Below are 17458 nucleotides of genomic sequence, written 5' to 3' on the forward strand. Positions count from 1 at the left end.
CATGGACCTTCTCCGCAGCATCCTGTTCGCGCTGATCTTCTATCCGGCCACCGTGCTCGTCTGCGTGACCGCGCTCATCGTCGCGCCATTCGGCACCAAGCCGCTCCAGGCGGTCGTCCGTTTCTGGGCCGTGCTGCACCGCTGGCTGATGAAATATGTGCTGCGCATCCGCTTTACCTGGAACCGCGAGGTGCCCGAGGGCGCCTATCTCATCGCGGTGAAGCATCACGCGATGCTCGAGGCAGTCGACACGCTGCGTTTTGCCCGCACGCCGATCGTGGTGATGAAGCAGGAGCTGGTCGACCTGCCCCTGTGGGGATGGGTGACGCGGGTGTTCGGGGTGATCGGCGTCGACCGTTCGGCGGGGGCCAAGGCGCTCCGCGACATGGTCAAGAAAGGCAAGAAGGCACAGGCCGACGGTCGCCCCATCGTCATCTTCCCCGAAGGCACGCGCGTGCCCGAGGGCGCCGCGCCCAAGCTCGGCTCGGGCTTTGCCGGGCTTTACCGCATGCTCGGCATGCCGGTGATCCCGATCGCGCATGATTCGATCCACGTCTGGCCCAAGGGCTTCGTGAAGAAGGCCGGCACCGTACGCTTCCACGTCGGCGAGATCATCCCGCCGGGCCTCAGCCGCGCCGAGATCGAGCGCGAAGTGTATGAGGCGATCAACCGCTTCGTCGCCGAGGAACAGGCCCCGCGCGACGAAGCGTAGATCGGGTTTTATCCGCGCAGCTTGGCGCCTTTTGCCTCGGCTGCCGTCACAATCTTCTGCGAGATTTCCGAGAGCTCTTCTTCCGTAAAACTCTTGTCGCCCGGCTGGAGCGTGACCTCGATCGCGAGGCTCAGTCCGTCCTTGCCCTCGAAGCGGTCGAAGATGCGGGTCGCGACGATCCGCTTCTTTTCGGCACCGGCGACCGCGCGCTCGAGCTGCGCGGCCTGCAGCCCCTCGGGCACGATGAAGGCGAAGTCGCGACTGACCGGCTGGAGCGCGGGCGGGGCATAAGCGGCGCGGGCGCGATCCTTGTTGCGGGGCGCGGGGATGGCGTCGAGATAGATCTCGGCCGCCACGCTGCCCTCGGGCAGATCGAGCGTCTTCAGGAGCGCGGGGTGCAATTCGCCGAAGCGGGCGAGGATCTTCTTGGGGCCGAGACCGAGCGAGGCCGAACGACCCGGGTGCCAGTCGTCGCCAGCGCCCTCGAAGATCGACAGGTTGGCCGTCGGGGCCCCCGCGGCATCGAGCAGCGCATAGGCTTCTGCCTTGGCGTCATAGGCGGTGAAGGCGCGCGCCTTGCCCGCCTGCCAGCCGCGCGGGGCCGCCTCGCCGACGAGGAGCAGCGTCGCGGTCGGCTTCTCGCCGTCGGCGAGGTAGCGGCGCCCGATTTCGAACAGCCGGACCGAGGACTGGCCGCGGTCGAGGTTGCGGCGTGCCGCGGCGGCAAGGCCGGGCAGGAGCGAGGGCCGCATGACCTTGAGGTCTTCGCTGATCGGGTTGGCGAGCACATGCGCGCCGCCGCCGAAGGCCTCGGCCTGCTTCTCCGAGATGAAGCTCCAGGTGATGGCCTCGTGGAGCCCGCGCGCGGCGGCAGTGCGGCGCAGGCGGCGCTCGGCGACCTGGCCGCGCGTCGCGGTCGGACGGGCGACCCCGAAGTCGCGCGGCAAGGCGGTCGTCGGGATCTTGTCGAAGCCGTGGAGACGGGCGATTTCCTCGACCACGTCGCTCTCGCCCTCGATGTCGGGGCGCCAGCTCGGCACGTGGAGGAGCCAGGCGCCCTCGCGCGCGACGTCCTCATAGGCGGCGCGGGCGGCGGCTTCGTCCTCATGGTCCTCGACAAGGCTGTCGACATCGGTCGAGAAGATCGACAGGCGCGCGAGGATGGCGAGCTGCTCTTCGTCGGACAGCTGGATGCCGGCCAGTTCCTCGAGACGCTGCGGGCGATAGCTCACGACGTTGAGGATGTAGGGATAGCCGTCACGCGGCAGGTTGTTGGTGATGCGCGGGGTCGAGGCGACGCCGCCCGCGTGGGCGATCATCATGCGCACCGGATCCTCGACGCCCTCGCTCGTGGAGGCGGGGTCGATGCCGCGCTCGAAGCGCATGCGCGCGTCGGTCACGAGATTGTGGCGCTGGCCGGTCTTGGCGATGGTCTCGGCGTCGAACCAGGCGCTTTCGACAAGGACTGTGTCGGTGGTCTCGTCAACACCGGTGGCCTCGCCGCCGATGACGCCGCCCAGCCCGATCGCGCCGCGATCGTCGGCAATGACGATGTCATGCTCGGTCGGCTCATATTCCTTGTCGTTGAGCGCCATGAACTTGTCGGCCTCGCCGCGGCCACGGCGCACGACGATATCGCCCTGCAGCTTGGCGACGTCATAGACGTGGAGCGGGCGGGCCTGGTCGAGCGTGAAATAGTTGGTGATGTCGACGAGCGCGCTGATCGGCTTCTGGCCGACCGCTTTCAGGCGGCGCTGGAGCCAGTCGGGGCTCTGACCGTTCTTCACGCCGCGGATCTCGCGGCGCCAGAAAGCGTGGCAGCCCGAACCTTCCTCGATCGTCACGCCGACCGAGGGTTCTTCATCGCCGTGGGGGAGGAGGTCGGTCGTCGGCAGCTTGAGGCTGCCGAGGCCGGCGGCAGCGAGGTCGCGCGCGATGCCGTAGACGCCCATGCAGTCGGGCCGGTTGGCGAGCACATTCACGTCGAAAACGGGGTCGTCGAGGTGGGCATAGTTGGCATAGCTCTGGCCGACGGGGGCATCGGCGGGCAGCTCGATGATGCCGTCATGGTCCTCGCCAAGCTCGAGCTCGCGCGCCGAACACATCATGCCGAAGCTGTCGACGCCGCGGATGGTGGCGTTGCCGAGTGTGAAGTCGGGGCCGGGAACATAGGTGCCGGGGCCGCCGAAGACGCCGACGAGCCCTTCACGGGCGTTGGGCGCACCGCAGACGACCTGCAGCTGCTCGGTGCCATTGTCGACGGTCAGGACCTGCAGCTTGTCGGCTTGCGGATGCGGCTCGGCCGAGAGGACCTTCGCGACCTTGAAAGGCCGGATGGCTTCGGCGGGGTTGGTGACCTCCTCGACCTCGAGGCCGATGGCGGTCAAGGTAGCGGCGATCTCTTCGGCCGAGGCGTCGGTGTCGAGATGCTCTTTCAGCCAGCTCAGGGTGAACTTCATGCGCCGACTCCCGCCGACAGGGTGGGCGTGTCGAGCATGCCGAATCCATAATGTTTGAGCCAACGAAGGTCGCCGTCGAAGAAGGCGCGCAAATCGTCCATGCCATATTTGAGCATGGCGAGGCGGTCGATGCCGCAGCCGAAGGCAAAGCCCTGCCATTCATCGGGATCGAGCCCGCAATTGGCGATGACCTTGGGATGGACCATCCCCGAACCCAGCACTTCCATCCAGCCTTCGGAGCCGCCGACGACGCGGCGGCCCTTCACCTCGGACCAGCCGACGTCGACCTCGGCCGAGGGCTCGGTGAAGGGAAAGTAGCTGGGGCGCAGGCGAAGCACGATATCTTCGCGCTCGAAGAAAGCCTTGAGGAAGGTCTCGAGCGTCCACTTGAGGTGACCCATGTGGATGTTGCGATCGATGACGAGGCCCTCGACCTGGTGGAACATCGGCGTGTGGGTGGCATCGCTGTCGGAGCGATAGACGCGGCCCGGCGCGATGATGCGGATCGGCGGCTGCTCGCGCATCATGGTGCGGATCTGCACCGGCGAGGTATGGGTGCGCAGCACCGGCGGGGCGCCCTCTTCGCCGGTCGCGACGTAGAAGGTGTCCTGCATCGCGCGGGCGGGGTGCGCCTCGGGAATGTTGAGCGCTTCGAAATTGTGCCAGTCGTCCTCGATCTCGGGACCCTCGGCGACGGCAAAACCCATGTCGGCGAAAATCTCGGAGAGTTCGTCCATCACCTGGCTGACCGGATGCACGCTGCCGAGCGGGGTCTGGTCGACGGGAAGCGACAGGTCGAGCTTCTCCGACGCGAGGCGGGCCTCGAGGGCTTGCGCTTCGAGCGCGTCCTTGCGCGCCTCGATGGCGTCGGCGACCGACTGGCGGGCGCCCTGGATCTTCGGGCCTTCGACCTTGCGGGTTTCGGGGTCCATCTTGCCGAGGGTCTTCAGCAGCTGGGTGATTTCCCCCTGCTTTCCGAGGGCTTCGACACGGATGGCGTCAAGCGCGGCGAGATCGCCGGCCTTGGCCACTTTGTCGCTGTAAAGCGTTACGAGTTCATCAGGTGCGGGCATGGTTCTTCCTTCGCGGCCCGCCTTGCCGTCTGCAACCCGCATTTTCAAGGAGGTTAAGCCCATGCACTGGCCCGAACTGGACGCGGAAAGCGACGGATCGACCTGGGCGCGGCTGCATCTTGCCAGCCAGATGATCGGCAAGGTGAAGCTGGCGAACAGTCCGTGGACCAATCACGGCTGGCACATCGCGTTGCAGCCGGCGGCCGAAGGGCTCGCCACCTTGCCGATCGATGCGGGCGGGCGGCGCTTCACGCTGGCGCTCGACCTGTGCAGCCATGCCATCGCGCTCAGCACCGACAATGGTGCGCGCGATGGGGTGCCGCTGGGCGAAGGGACGATTGCCGACATGCATGACGCGCTGGTCGCGATGCTCGGGCGGCACGGGCTCCCGAACGATTTCAACGGCATGCCCAACGAGGTGGAGGATGCCGTGCCCTTTGCCAGTGACGATCGTCCGCTGCCCTATGACGAGAATGCAGCGATGCGGTTGCGACAGGCGCTGGTGGCGATGCTGCCCGTGTTCGAGCGCTATCGCGCCGGCTTCATCGGCAAGTCCTCCCCGTTGCATTTCTTCTGGGGCAGCTTCGATCTCGCCGTGACGCGCTTTTCGGGACGCGAGGCGCCGCGCCATCCGGGCGGCATCCCGGGGCTGCCCGACCGCATCACCCGCGAGGCCTATAGCCACGAGGTTTCGAGCGCCGGCTTCTGGGGTGGCGGGGCGGCGGGGGCGGACCCGATCTTCTATGCCTACGCCTATCCCTCGCCCGAGGGCTATGCGGACGCATCGCTGTCGGTCGGCGGCTGGTCGGACGAGCTGTCGGAATGGGTGCTGCCCTATGCCGAGGTGAGGGGCGCCGATGATCCCGAGGGGATGCTCGCCGCCTTTCTCGAGGAGAGTTATGCGCTGGCGGCGCGGCTGGGCGGATGGCCGGCGGGGCTGCTGCGCGCGCCGGTCGCGCCATAGAAAAAGGCGCCGGAGCGAGTTGCTCCGACGCCTTCGTCTGTTCGGTCAGGTCCGCTTAGGCGGCTTCGGCGGGAAGCGCCTTCTTGACCTGCGCGACGATCGCCGAGAAAGCCTCGGCTTCGTGCATCGCCATGTCGGCGAGGACCTTGCGGTCGAGCTCGATGCCCGACAGCTTGAGGCCGTGCATGAAGCGACCGTAGGTCAGGCCTTCCGCGCGGACCGCAGCGTTGATGCGCTGGATCCAGAGGGCGCGGAAGGTCCGCTTCTTCACCTTGCGATCGCGGTAAGCGTACTGGCCGGCCTTTTCGACGGCCTGACGGGCGATGCGGATGGTGTTCTTGCGACGACCGTAATAACCGCGGGCTTCCTTGAGGATCCGCTTATGCTTGGCCTTGGTGGTCACACCACGTTTGACGCGTGCCATAGTCTATATCCTTCCTGATCCTTAGAGCCCGTAGGTCGCCCACTGCTTGAGACGCTTGGCGTCGCAGGCGGGCAGCACTTCGGTGCCGCGGTTCTGGCGGATGTACTTGGCGTTGTGGCTGATCAGGCGGTGGCGCTTGCCAGCGACACCGTGCTTGACCTTGCCCGAAGCGGTCATCTTGAAGCGCTTCTTGACGCCGCTCTTGGTCTTCATCTTCGGCATTTTCGTCTCCGTTTGTTGTCGCGACTGACGGCGCGACGACGATTTCGACCTGCCACGGCAGCCTAGGTGGCCGGACCGGTCGGATTTCCAATGATTTGGAAGATCAGGCGCGCACTTAGCGAGGGCGCACCGATTCTGCAAGCTAATCCGCGCTTGACATATGATCGAATTGATCTAAGTCGCATTAGACGTGCAAAACAGCACAAATAATGCAGAAGGGGAAATTCGGTGGGCGCTCAAGAATTTCATTTTAAAGACGTTGCGTTTTACGGGGATGGAGATCGCATCTGGGCTCAGGCCCAGCAGATTTGGCAAATCTTGGTCGGCTTAGTGACTACGAACCAAATCGAAGGGACACCGGAAAAATCGAAGATCACTTATGGCCGGTTAGCGGGTGTGATGGGAAAGCCGACACAAGCTGGGCGCACTCTCACCCGACAGCTCTGGATGATAGGCGAATATTGTCGTTACAACGACCTTCCAACGCTTAACACGATTGTCGTCAATAAAGAGACGGGTCTACCTGGCCACGACGTCGTCCTTAATAGCGGCAACTCGATCGCCACCGAGCTTTCCAACGTAGCTGATTACAACTGGGCTTCGGTCAGGCAGCCCACAATTTCGACATTCAGAGACGTTTGGGAGCAGATCAGCGCCTAATCGAACAGGCTCGACACGCTCGATTCATCGGCAATGCGGCTGATCGCTTCGCCGAACAGGGGCGCGATGGTGAGGGTACGGATCTTCTGGCTGTCGCCCATGCCCTCGTGATGGATCGAGTCGGTCACGACCAGTTCGTTGAGGACGCTGGCGTTGACCTTGGCTTCGGCGGCGCCCGAGAGGACGCCGTGGGTGCAATAGGCCATCACGTCGGTCGCGCCCTGTTCCTTCAAGGCGGCGGCGGCGTTGCAGAGCGTGCCACCGCTGTCGACGATATCGTCGATCAGGATGCAGGCATGGCCCTCGACCTCGCCGATGATGTTCATGACTTCGCTTTCGCCGGCGCGTTCGCGGCGCTTGTCGACGATGGCCAGCGGGGCGTTGTCGAGCCGCTTGGCGAGGCTGCGCGCGCGGACCACGCCTCCGACGTCGGGCGAGACGACCGCGATCTTCTTGTCGCCGTAACGCGCCTGGATGTCGGCAGCCATGACGGGCGCGGCCCACAGGTTGTCGGTCGGGATGTCGAAGAAGCCCTGGATCTGGCCGGCGTGGAGATCCATCGTCAGCACGCGGTCGGCGCCCGCCTGCGTGATGAGATTGGCGACGAGCTTGGCCGAGATCGGCGTGCGGGGGCCGGGTTTGCGGTCCTGCCGGGCATAGCCGAAATAGGGGAGCACCGCGGTGATCCGCTTGGCCGAGGCGCGCCTGAGCGCGTCGATCATGATGAGCAATTCCATCATGTTGTCGTTGGCGGGGTAGCTTGTCGACTGGATGACGAACATGTCCTGCCCGCGGACATTCTCATGGACCTCGACGAAGATCTCCTCGTCGGCGAAGCGTTTGACGCTGGCCTCGACGAGGGGGAGTTCGAGATAGTCGCCAATCGCCTTGGCGAGCGGTTGGTTCGAATTGCCGGCGAGCAGTTTCATGCGCTGGGAACCCCCATGAAGAAGATGTGACGGTTTCTTAGCGGGGTGAAGACAGGAAGCACAACCTTGTGAGTGCCCGAAATGCGGCTTAAGCGGGCCGGATGAAATTTCGCCTCGCGCTGTGCCAGATGAACCAGAGGGTCGGCGACCTTGCCGGCAATGTCGAGCGGATGCTCGAGTGGCGGAGGAAGGCGGCCGACGCGGGCGCCGACATCGTCATGTTTCCCGAGATGCAGGTCACCGGCTATCCGACCGAGGACCTCGTGATGAAGCCCGCCTTCGTGCGCCGCGCGATGGAAGCGAACGAGGATGTCGCCGATGCCACCGCCGATGGCGGCCCGCCGATCATCTTCGGGTCGATCCACGAGCATGACGGCGCGCTCTACAATGCGGTCTTCCTCGCCGAGAAGGGCGGGATCGCCGCGTGGCGCGCCAAGCACGAGCTGCCCAATTACGGCACCTTCGACGAGCATCGCATCTTCGAGCCGGGCCCGCTGCCCGAGCCGGTGGAATGGAACGGGGTGAAGCTCGGCCTGCCGATCTGCGAGGATATCTGGCTGGAAAAGGTGAGCGATTACCTGTCCGACGCGGGCGCCGAGATGCTGCTCGTCATGAACGGCAGTCCCTATGAGCTGCACAAGGACGAGACGCGCCAGCGGATGGTGCGCGAGCGGGTCAACGAGACCGGCCTGCCGCTGGCCTATCTGAACCGCGTTGGCGGGCAGGACGAATTGGCCTTCGACGGGTCGAGCTTCGTCGTGAACACGGGCGGGGGCATCGCCGTCCAGCTGCCCGACTGGGACGAGAAGATGGTCCTCACCGACTGGGAGAAGACCGAGGACGGCTGGGTGTGCGCCGACGGCGAGAAGACCCCGCTCGATCCCTATCCCGAGGATGTCTACCACGCGATGATGGTCGGATTGCAGGAGTATGTCGACGGCAACGGCTTCCCGGGCGTGATCCTCGGCCTGTCGGGCGGGATCGACAGCGCGCTGTCGGCGGCGGTCGCGGTCGACGCGCTGGGCGCGGACCGCGTATGGTGCGTCATGCTGCCGAGCGATTACACCAGTTCGGAAAGCCTCGAGGATGCCAAGGCCTGCGCCGAGATGCTCGGCTGCCGCTATGACATCATCCCGATTCTGCCGGGCACCGATGCGCTCCACGAGATGCTCGGGCCGAGCTTCGAGGGGCGCGAGGCCGATACCACCGAGGAGAATATCCAGTCGCGGCTCCGGATGGTCATGCTGATGGCGCTGTCGAACAAGTTCGGGCCGATGCTGCTGACCACCGGCAACAAGAGCGAGATGAGCGTGGGCTATGCCACCCTCTATGGCGACATGGCGGGCGGCTACAACGTGCTGAAGGACGCCTACAAGACGACCTGTTTCTCGTTGTCGCGCTGGCGCAACCGCCACAAGCCGCGTCTCGGCAAGGGGCCCGAGGGGCCGGTCATGCCGATGAACATCATTACCAAGCCGCCGACCGCCGAACTGCGCCACGACCAGAAGGACGAGGACAGCCTGCCGCCCTACAAATTGCTCGATCGCATCCTCGAGAGCCTCGTCGAGGAAGAGAATAGCGTCGCCAAGACCGCGCGGCAGACGGGCGCGGACGAAGCGCTCGTCGCGGATATCGAGAAGCTCCTGCTGCGTTCCGAATACAAGCGCCGCCAGGCGCCCATCGGGGTGAAGATCGGCAGCCGCAACTTCGGGCGCGATCGCCGCTACCCCATGACCAACTTTTTCAGGACCGGAAGATAAGATGAAGAAACTGATCGCCCTTGGCCTTGCCCTGCCGCTGATGCTCGCTGCCTGCGGCGATGCCGACGCGCCCGAGAATGACGTCGAGGAAGAGGCAGCGCTCGACCAAGAGGCCGCCGCGCCCGCGATCGACCTGTCGGGCGAGTGGCAGGTGATCGCGCATAACAGCGTGAAGCTGCCGTCGGTCTTCCCCGCCATCGCGACCTTCGACGGCGAGGGCGGCATGACGGTCAATTCGACCTGCGTGACGATGAACTTCGCGCTCAACCGTGAAGGCAATATGATCGCCCCCGAATTCCTCGGCAAGGACACCAGCGGCTGCGGTCGCCCGCAGACCGATGGCGAACTGCTGATCGAGGAAGTGGTGCCGCAGTCGAACATCCTTGCCGACACCGGCCACGAGCTGATGATCTCGGGCCCCGGCGGCACGCTGCGCCTCGCGCGTCCGGCGGCGACCGTGGACGAGGCCTCGTCCGAGGGTTGATGGCGCGGGCGGGAGGCCCCCGCTTGCGCAAGCTTGCCACAGCCGCCTAGCTCATGCCCCTCGTGACCGGGGGGCATGATGTCGTAGCGCTGGTGACAGCACCGGCGCGGCGCAGTAAGCGCTCGTGCCATGAAGACGCGTTTCGCTCCCTCGCCCACCGGCCGGCTGCATGTCGGCAATATCCGCACCGCGCTGCATAACTTCCTGCTCGCGAAGAAGGCGGGCGGGCAGTTCCTGCTCCGGCTCGACGATACCGATGCCGAGCGCTCGACCCCCGAATATGCCGACGCGATCCGGCTCGATCTCGACCGGCTCGGGCTGGAGCCGCATGCGATGTTCCGCCAGTCGGACCGCTTCGCGCGCTACGAGGAGGTGTTCGACCAGCTCAAGCGCGACGGCCGCGTCTATGCCTGTTACGAGACGCCCGAGGAGCTCGAACTTCGGCGCAAGGTGCTGCTCGGGCGCGGGCTGCCGCCGATCTACGAGCGGCCGGAGGGAGAGAATGACCCCGTCGATGGGGTGGCGCCGCACTGGCGCTTCCGCCTCGACCATGATGCCGTCATCGAATGGGAGGATGGCGTGCGCGGGCCCCAGCATTTCGAGCCGGCCAAGATTTCCGATCCGGTCATCCGCCGCGCCGATGGCTCGTGGCTCTACATGCTGCCGAGCGTGATTGACGATGCCGACCATGCGATCACCCATGTCGTGCGCGGCGAAGACCATGTCACCAACTCGGCGATCCAGCTGCAGATGTTCGATGCGCTCGGGGCCGGGCGTCCGAGCCTCGCGCATACCGCGCTGATCGTTTCCGACACCGGCAAGCTGTCCAAGCGCGAGGGCGCCAAGGGTCTCGAGGCGTTGGACGAGATGGGATTCGAGGTGATGGCGCTGCTGTCGGTGCTGACGCGGATCGGGACTTCGCAGCCGGTGGAGGCGGTGCACGACCTCGAGGCGCTGGCGGCAGGGTTCGACCTTTCAAGTTTCGGCCGCGCGCCCGCACGATTCTCGTGGGACGAGGTCGGGGTGGTCAACGCCAGGTTGCTGCACGAGACGCCCTATGAGACGCTGGCGGACCGCCTGCCCGAGGGGGTGACGCCCGAGCGCTGGGAGGTGCTGCGCGGCAATGTCGAGCGGCTGGGTGACGTCACCTCATGGCTCTCGGTGTTCGAGGGCGTGATCGAGGCGCCCGAGAGGGACGAGGGCGACCGTGCCTATCTCGCCGAAGCGGCTGAAGTGGCCGAAGGGCTGGCGTGGGACGAGGGCGCGTGGGGCGCGCTGACCGGCGAGCTCAAGGCGCGCACGGGCCGCAAGGGCAAGGCGCTGTTCCTGCCGCTCCGGCTTGCGCTCACGGGGCAGCGGTCGGGGCCCGAAATGGCGGCGCTACTGCCGCTCATCGACAAGGAACACGCACTCGCCCGCCTTCGCGGCTGACGTCATACGGGCCGGCGCGGCACTCGGCTGCTGTGGCTCCGACTTGCAATTCTGATGATACAATGTAACATTACATGTTCCCGGAAGGAGAGATGTGATGCTTGCCTATGCCCCCCGCGAACAGAAGAAGAGCGCGTTTTTGCCGCTGGCCGCCGTCGCCGCCGCCCATGTCGGATTGGTCGCGTTGGCGATGACGATGAACCCCGCCATCGTGACCAAGATGAAGGACACCATCACCAAGGTCACGCTGATCGAGGAGCCGGCGCCGCCGCCGCCCCCGCCGCAACCGGCGCCCCCCGTCGAGAAGCAGGCGCTGCCCGACCCGGTGCAGAGGGTCACCGTGCCCGATCCGATCGTCGACGTGCCGACCCTGCCGGGGCCGAGCGCCGAGCGCTTCGTGTCGGACAATCCGATCGTCACCCCGACCCCGCCGCAGGTGCTGCCGACCCCGCCGCTCGGCGGCAGCGTCGGCATCGCGCCCGTCGCGGTCGCGGCGACCCTGCTGACCGCGGGTGCCGACCTCCAGCCCGACTATCCGGCGTCGAAACTGCGGATCGGCGAGGAGGCGGTGCTGCGCCTCAAGCTGGCGATCGACGCGCGCGGACGGGTGACGTCGGTCGAGCCGGTGGGCGAGGCCGACCGTGCCTTCCTTCGGGCCGCCGAGCGCCACCTCAAGCGGGTGTGGCGCTATGCCCCGGCCACCAAGGATGGCGTCGCGGTGGCATCGACCACCGAGATCACGCTGCGCTTCGTCCTGCGCTAGGAAGGGCGGGGCTGGTGCGAGCCGCCCGTCCCGCCTATCTAGGGGGCATGGCCATCATGCCCCCTTTCCGACCGCGCCAGGCGTGGAGCGACATCAAGAGCTTCATCGGGCATCGCGACCGCGATCACCTGATCGGGCTGACGCTGTCGATCCTGACGGTGGCGATCATCCTCGTGGTCTTCTTCGCGGATTCGAAGGTCAACACCTCGCCCGGGCGCAGCGTGACCTATGTCGAACTCTATGAATCGAACCGCACCGACGAGGAAATTGTCGCGCGCCAGCAGGCCGACAAGGAAGCGATCGAAGCGCGCGCGAAGAAGCGGCAGGAAGAATTCCAGAAGATCGACGATGCGCTCGAAAGGGCGGGTCTCTGAGCGGCAGGATCACGCCCGCCACCGCGATGGCGCGGGCCATCGAACTGGGTGAGAAAGCGCGCGGCCGCACCGCTCCCAATCCAGCGGTCGGCTGCGTGATCGTGCGCGATGGCGTCATCGTCGGCGAGGGCGCGACGCAACCCGGCGGGCGACCCCATGCCGAGGCGGTGGCGCTGGAGCGCGCAGGCGAACGGGCAAAAGGCGCCACCCTCTATGTCATTCTCGAACCCTGCGCGCATGAGAGCGAGCGCGGGCCGACCTGCTCGCGATTGGTCATGGAGGCGGGGATCGGCAAGGTCGTCATCGCCTGCACCGACCCCGACCCGCGCACGGCGGGCAGCGGCATCGCCATGCTGCGCGAGGCGGGCATCAAGGTCGAGACGGGGCGGGGCCAAAAACGCGCGGCGCGCAGCCTCGGCGGCTATTTCACGCGGCTGGCGCTGGGGCGTCCGCGCGTCACCCTCAAGCTCGCCCTGTCGATCGACGGCAAGATCGCGCTCCCCTCGGGCGAGTCGAAGTGGCTCACCGGTGCAGAAGCGCGCGCTGACGTGCATCGCGAGCGCGCACGGGCCGATATGATCCTTGTCGGGCGCGGCACTTATGAGGCCGACGATCCGGGGCTCGATGTTCGCTTGCCAGGTCTCGAGGACTGGTCGCCGCAGCGGCTCCTCCTGTCGCGCACGATGGAAGCGCCCGAGGGATGGACGGTGCTGCGCGACCCCGAGGAGATCCGTGGGCTGGCCGCCAACGACCTGCTCGTCGAGGGCGGGTCGGGGGTGGCGACAGCCTTCCTCAAGGCCGACCTCGTCGACCGCATTCTTATCTATCGTGCACCCATATTGATCGGCGAGGGACAGTCCTCCATCGGCTATATCGGGCTCGACCGCATCAACGATGCGCACGGGCGCTGGTCGATCGGGCAGGGGCGCGACCTCGGCTTCGACCGCCGCGAAGTCTATGAACGCGTTCGGGAAATTCCCGTTACCAAAATTTGATATCAAATAAATGAACCGCGCCATTTTGCCTCTTCGGCTTCCCTCCCCGCACACATCGCGATAGGCAGCAGGCAGCCCGAAGGCGCGACAGGAAGGACAGCATGTTTACCGGCATCATCACCGACATCGGCACCGTGCGCAGCGTCGAGGAACGCGGCGACAAGCGGCTCGTGATCGGCTGCTCCTATGACATGGGAACGGTCGACCTCGGCGCGTCGATCGCCTGTTCGGGCGCGTGCCTCACGGTGGTCGACAAGGGCCAGGACTGGTTCGCGGTCGATGTCTCGGGGGAGACGGTGTCGAAGACCGCGCCCGGCCTGTGGACCGAAGGCGCGCGGCTCAACCTCGAACGCGCGCTGAAGATGGGTGACGAGCTCGGCGGGCATATCGTCACCGGTCATGTCGACGGCCTCGCCGAAGTGGTGGCGGCCGAAGAAGAAGGCGACTCGCTCAAGGTGACGCTCGCCGTGCCGCGCAGGCTCGGCGCCGCGCTGGCCCCCAAGGGCTCGGTCACGCTCGACGGCGCGAGCCTTACCGTCAACATGGTCGAGGACGAGGGTGACGTCACCCACTTCACCGTGAACCTCATCCCGCACACGGCGCAGCATACGACCTTCGATACCATGCCCGTAGGGCGGCAGCTCAACTTCGAGGTGGATGTGCTCGCGCGCTATCTCGAACGCATGCTCGAGGCGCGCAAAACCACAGGCTGATGTCTGACGTCATGGCTGGACATCACATTTCGATGTGATATTGGCCCGCCATGGCTACAGAATTGCTCGACCGCATCACATCGCTCGTCGACGAGGGCAAGATGACCCGCGCCGGCCTTGCCCGCGCCGCGGGGCTTCATCCCAACAGTCTCAGGAAGCTCGGCACGGACGAATGGAATCCGACCGCCGAGACGCTCGCGCGATTGGAGCGGGTGATCGGGCGGGCCGACGTGCTCGCCGATGCCGAGACCATCATCGACGAGGCGCGCAACGGGCGCATGTTCATCCTCGTCGACGATGACGACCGCGAGAATGAGGGCGACCTCGTCATCCCCGCGCAGATGGCGACGCCGGCAGCGATCAACTTCATGGCCAAGCATGGCCGCGGGCTCATCTGCCTGACCCTCACCAAGGACCGCGTCGAGCAGCTCGGGCTCGAGCCGATGGCGCGGGTCAATCGCGAGAGCATGCAGACCGCCTTCACCGTGTCGATCGAGGCCAAGCATGGCGTCACGACCGGGATCAGCGCCGCCGACCGCGCGCGCACCATCGCGGTGGCGATCGATGCCAATAACGGCCCCGACGAGATCGTCTCGCCCGGCCATGTCTTCCCGCTGACCGCGCAGCCGGGCGGCGTCTTGGTGCGCGCGGGCCATACCGAGGCGGCGGTCGATGTCGCGCGGCTCGCCGGCCTCAACCCCTCGGGCGTGATCTGCGAGATCATGCGCGAGGACGGGACGATGGCGAGGCTCGACGACCTCATCGACTATGCCGCCGAGCATGGCCTCAAGATCGGCACCATCCGCGACCTCATCGCCTATCGCTTGCGCTCCGACCATATGGTCGAGCAGGTGTCGGACAGCGATTTCACCAGCGCGACCGGCGCGCGCTGGCACGCCCGCGTGTTCCGCGACAAGGCGAGCGGCGAGGAGCAACTCGCGCTCGTCCACGGCAGTGTCGATCCCGAGCAGCCGACGCTGGTGCGCATGCACAGCCTCGACCTTTTCGCCGACGTGCTCGGCGAGGCGGGCGAGCGCTCGGGCCTCCTCAAGGGCGCGATGCGCATGATCGAGGCGCAAGGCCGCGGCGTCATCGTCGCGCTCCACGCCGCCGCGCCCGGCAGCCTCAGCCGCTCGACCGATCTTCGTTCGGGCCGGCCGGCGGAGAATGGCCCGGCGCTGCGCGGCTACGGCATCGGCGCGCAGATCCTTGCGGCGCTCGGCCTCCAGGACATGGTACTGCTTACCAACACGCGTCACGCACCGGTGGCGCTGGACGGCTACGGGCTTCGGATCGTCGAGGAACGCGCCATCGAAACGGGGAATGACTGATGGGCAAGATCCTGATCGCCGAAGCGCGTTATTACGACGACCTCAACAACAAGCTACTGGCGGGCGTGAAGGCCTCGCTCGAGGCAGCGGGGCACAGCCACGAGACGATCACCGTGCCGGGCGCGCTCGAACTGCCGGGCGCGATCGCGCTGGCGAGCCAGTCGGGGCGTTATGACGGCTATGTCGCGGTTGGCGTGGTCATCCGCGGGGACACCTATCATTTCGAGATCGTGTCCAACGAGAGCGCGCGCGGGATCATGGCGCTGACCCTCGACGGGCTGGCGATCGGCAATGCGATCCTCACGGTCGAGAACCGCGAGCAGGCCGAAGTCCGCGCCGACCCCAAGCAGAAGGACAAGGGCGGCGAGGCGGCCAGGGCCGTGCTCGCGATGATGGAACTGGCAGACCGATACGGTCAGTAGCTAGTCGGCGGCGGGCGGCTCGATGGCGAGCGGCAGCCACAGCTCGTTGCGGCGCAAGGGGCCCGGGATCGCTGGCGAATTGTAGAAGGCATAGAGCGGGCCGCCGGTGACCTGCACGCCCTGGTCGCGCAGCCAGCCGCGCAGGCTCAGTTCCTCCGCCTCGAGGTCATAGTCGCCGGGCGCGCCCGAGAAGCGGATCACGCCATAACGCTGTCCGACCACTTCGCTGAGGCGCACCCCGCTCGGCGGAGCCGGCAGGCTGGCGGCGGTCTCGCCCTCGGGCATCACGAAACGCACCGTCCAGCGGTCGCCCCCCTGCCGTTCCTCGATCACGGGGGCCGTCATGGGAATCGTGTCGCCATCGTGGCTGCGACCGAAGATATAGTCGGCGAGCGTGCGGAAACCCGAGCGGATCGCCTGGCGGCGGTCGCCATAAGCGGTGGTCTCGGCGACCCAATATTCGGGATAGTCGCGGATCTCGAAATCGCCTTCCTCGTGATGGACGAGATAAGGCGGCTCGGGGGTGGCGCGTTCCTTCATGAGGTAACGAATGCCACCGATCAGCGCGAGCCCGCCCAATGCGGCCGCGCCGCCGATCCATTTCCACTTGTTCGAACGATTTTCGGTCATCGGGCGGGCGCCTCCTCGAGCGTGGGATAGTCGATATAGCCCTCGGGGCCACGGGTGTAGAAGGTTTTCGCGTCGGGCTGGTTCAGCGGAGCGCCCTCGCGAAAGCGGCGGACGAGATCGGGATTGGCAATGAAGGGCCGGCCATAAGCGCAGAAGTCGGCGATACCGTCATCGAGCAGCGCCTGTCCCGAGGAGCGGTCGAGATCGCTGTTGAGCCCGATCCTGCCCGAATAGACCTCGCGCATGGCGGGGCTGACGCGCGGATGGGCGGCCTCGACGAAGCTCGACTCCTGCCCCGGCTCGCGCATCTCGATCCACGGCACGCCGATTTCCTCGAGGATGCGGGCGACAGTGGTGAAGGTGCCGGTCGGATCGCTGTCATCGACCCCGTTCACCTCGCCGATAGGGGAGAGGCGGATGGCGGTGTGGCCCGTGCCGATCTCGGCGGCGATGCCCTCGAGCACCTCGCGCATCAGGCGGGCGCGATTTTCCGCGCTGCCGCCATAATCGTCGTCGCGACGGTTCGAGCTGTCGCGCAGGAACTGGTCGATCAGATAGCCATTGGCGCCGTGGACCTGCACGCCGTCGAAGCCCGCCGCGATGGCGTTCTTCGCAGCAGTCACATAGTCTCCGACGACGCGCTGGATCTCGTCGCGCGGCAAGCTCCTCGCTTCGACGGGGTCCTTCTTTCCCTCATAGGTGTGGAGGCGATGCGGGCCGCTGGTCGCGCTGGCGGAGACCGGCTGGTCTTCGCCGAGGTCGGGGTGGACGAGGCGGCCCATGTGCCAGAGCTGGGCGACGATGCGCCCGCCGGCCTGGTGGACGGCTTCGGTCACCGGCTTCCAGCCTTCGACCTGTGCCTGCGTCCAGAGGCCGGGCGCATAGGGCCAGCCAAGGCCTTCGCGGCTGATCCCCGTAGCCTCCGAGATGATGAGACCGGCCTCGGCGCGCTGGCGATAATATTCGACCGCGATGTCGGGCTGTACCCCCGCCCTGTCGGCGCGGCCGCGGGTGAGCGGGGCCATGACGACGCGGTTGGGACATTGGATGTCGCCGAGGGTGATGGGGTCGAACAGGTCGGGCATGGTGATCCTTCGTGGTCTCTCTTTGGC

Annotated in this window: 19 protein-coding genes; 12 read left to right on the forward strand and 7 right to left on the reverse strand. The window is 66.4% G+C overall.

Annotation, left to right across the window (positions count from 1 at the left end; all coding sequences use genetic code 11):
- Position 1 precedes the first annotated feature (1 nt).
- Positions 2 to 712, forward strand: coding sequence for a lysophospholipid acyltransferase family protein (locus tag NUW81_RS07865; RefSeq protein WP_245112163.1), 711 nt, complete (start codon positions 2 to 4; stop codon positions 710 to 712).
- 8 nt (positions 713 to 720) lie between these two features.
- Here the strand turns inward: NUW81_RS07865 and pheT are convergent, their stop codons facing one another.
- Positions 721 to 3171, reverse strand: a complete 2451-nt coding sequence (pheT, locus tag NUW81_RS07870) for a phenylalanine--tRNA ligase subunit beta (RefSeq protein WP_245112165.1) — start codon at positions 3169 to 3171, stop codon at positions 721 to 723.
- Complete coding sequence (gene pheS, locus NUW81_RS07875) at positions 3168 to 4244, reverse strand: phenylalanine--tRNA ligase subunit alpha (RefSeq protein ID WP_245112167.1); 1077 nt, start codon at positions 4242 to 4244, stop codon at positions 3168 to 3170. Before pheS ends, pheT begins: the two co-directional genes overlap by 4 nt.
- Positions 4245 to 4305: 61 nt before the next feature.
- Between pheS and NUW81_RS07880 the strand changes: the two genes are divergently transcribed.
- The gene (locus NUW81_RS07880; RefSeq protein WP_245112169.1) at positions 4306 to 5208 is read left to right on the forward strand and encodes a DUF5996 family protein; all 903 of its coding nucleotides are present in this window, start codon (positions 4306 to 4308) and stop codon (positions 5206 to 5208) included.
- Between the two features lie 55 nt (positions 5209 to 5263).
- Here NUW81_RS07880 and rplT read toward each other — a convergent pair whose 3' ends face one another.
- Positions 5264 to 5632: a 50S ribosomal protein L20 gene (gene rplT, locus NUW81_RS07885; RefSeq protein ID WP_245112171.1), complete on the reverse strand. Its 369-nt coding sequence runs from the start codon at positions 5630 to 5632 to the stop codon at positions 5264 to 5266.
- Between the two features lie 21 nt (positions 5633 to 5653).
- Positions 5654 to 5854 carry a 50S ribosomal protein L35 gene (rpmI, locus tag NUW81_RS07890; RefSeq protein ID WP_245112174.1) on the reverse strand — a complete coding sequence of 67 codons (201 nt, stop codon included), beginning with the start codon at positions 5852 to 5854 and terminating at the stop codon, positions 5654 to 5656.
- 228 nt (positions 5855 to 6082) lie between these two features.
- Here rpmI and NUW81_RS07895 point away from each other — a divergent pair, with 228 nt between their 5' ends.
- Positions 6083 to 6514 carry a hypothetical protein gene (locus NUW81_RS07895; protein ID WP_245112175.1) on the forward strand — a complete coding sequence of 144 codons (432 nt, stop codon included), beginning with the start codon at positions 6083 to 6085 and terminating at the stop codon, positions 6512 to 6514.
- On the opposite strand, the gene NUW81_RS07900 is transcribed toward NUW81_RS07895, so the two are convergent.
- Entirely contained in the window at positions 6511 to 7443 is a 933-nt protein-coding gene (locus NUW81_RS07900) for a ribose-phosphate pyrophosphokinase (protein WP_245112176.1), read from the reverse strand. The two genes, NUW81_RS07895 and NUW81_RS07900, sit on opposite strands and share 4 nt — an antisense overlap.
- A gap of 101 nt (positions 7444 to 7544) precedes the next feature.
- On the opposite strand from NUW81_RS07900, the gene NUW81_RS07905 reads away from it, so the two are divergent.
- The 9 genes from NUW81_RS07905 to ribH all read left to right on the forward strand — a co-directional run bounded on the left by NUW81_RS07905 (position 7545) and on the right by ribH (position 15716).
- A complete protein-coding gene (locus NUW81_RS07905) occupies positions 7545 to 9203 on the forward strand; it encodes an NAD+ synthase (protein WP_245112177.1) in 1659 nt (552 codons plus the stop codon).
- A 1-nt stretch (position 9204) separates the two neighbouring features.
- Complete coding sequence (locus NUW81_RS07910) at positions 9205 to 9687, forward strand: hypothetical protein (RefSeq protein ID WP_245112178.1); 483 nt, start codon at positions 9205 to 9207, stop codon at positions 9685 to 9687.
- Between the two features lie 129 nt (positions 9688 to 9816).
- On the forward strand, positions 9817 to 11118 hold the full coding sequence (locus NUW81_RS07915) for a glutamate--tRNA ligase (RefSeq protein WP_245112179.1): 1302 nt from the start codon (positions 9817 to 9819) through the stop codon (positions 11116 to 11118).
- 97 nt (positions 11119 to 11215) lie between these two features.
- Positions 11216 to 11881: an energy transducer TonB gene (locus NUW81_RS07920; protein WP_245112180.1), complete on the forward strand. Its 666-nt coding sequence runs from the start codon at positions 11216 to 11218 to the stop codon at positions 11879 to 11881.
- 47 nt (positions 11882 to 11928) lie between these two features.
- Complete coding sequence (locus NUW81_RS07925) at positions 11929 to 12255, forward strand: hypothetical protein (protein WP_245112181.1); 327 nt, start codon at positions 11929 to 11931, stop codon at positions 12253 to 12255.
- Between the two features lie 26 nt (positions 12256 to 12281).
- Positions 12282 to 13250 (forward strand): bifunctional diaminohydroxyphosphoribosylaminopyrimidine deaminase/5-amino-6-(5-phosphoribosylamino)uracil reductase RibD, encoded by a 969-nt coding sequence (ribD, locus tag NUW81_RS07930; protein ID WP_245112183.1) that lies wholly within the window; start codon positions 12282 to 12284, stop codon positions 13248 to 13250.
- A gap of 101 nt (positions 13251 to 13351) precedes the next feature.
- Positions 13352 to 13963, forward strand: coding sequence for a riboflavin synthase (locus tag NUW81_RS07935; RefSeq protein ID WP_245112185.1), 612 nt, complete (start codon positions 13352 to 13354; stop codon positions 13961 to 13963).
- Between the two features lie 50 nt (positions 13964 to 14013).
- Positions 14014 to 15294, forward strand: a complete 1281-nt coding sequence (gene ribB / locus NUW81_RS07940) for a 3,4-dihydroxy-2-butanone-4-phosphate synthase (RefSeq protein WP_245112188.1) — start codon at positions 14014 to 14016, stop codon at positions 15292 to 15294.
- On the forward strand, positions 15294 to 15716 hold the full coding sequence (gene ribH, locus NUW81_RS07945) for a 6,7-dimethyl-8-ribityllumazine synthase (RefSeq protein WP_245112190.1): 423 nt from the start codon (positions 15294 to 15296) through the stop codon (positions 15714 to 15716). Before ribB ends, ribH begins: the two co-directional genes overlap by 1 nt.
- Here the strand turns inward: ribH and NUW81_RS07950 are convergent, their stop codons facing one another.
- Both NUW81_RS07950 and NUW81_RS07955 read right to left on the reverse strand, forming a co-directional pair.
- Positions 15717 to 16346, reverse strand: a complete 630-nt coding sequence (locus NUW81_RS07950; protein ID WP_245112194.1) for an SOUL family heme-binding protein — start codon at positions 16344 to 16346, stop codon at positions 15717 to 15719.
- Entirely contained in the window at positions 16343 to 17431 is a 1089-nt protein-coding gene (locus tag NUW81_RS07955; protein WP_245112196.1) for an alkene reductase, read from the reverse strand. Before NUW81_RS07955 ends, NUW81_RS07950 begins: the two co-directional genes overlap by 4 nt.
- Positions 17432 to 17458 lie beyond the last annotated feature (27 nt).

Origin of the sequence: Sphingomicrobium aestuariivivum (assembly GCF_024721585.1) — a bacterium.
In the GTDB taxonomy this organism is placed as follows: Bacteria; Pseudomonadota; Alphaproteobacteria; order Sphingomonadales; family Sphingomonadaceae; genus Sphingomicrobium; species Sphingomicrobium aestuariivivum.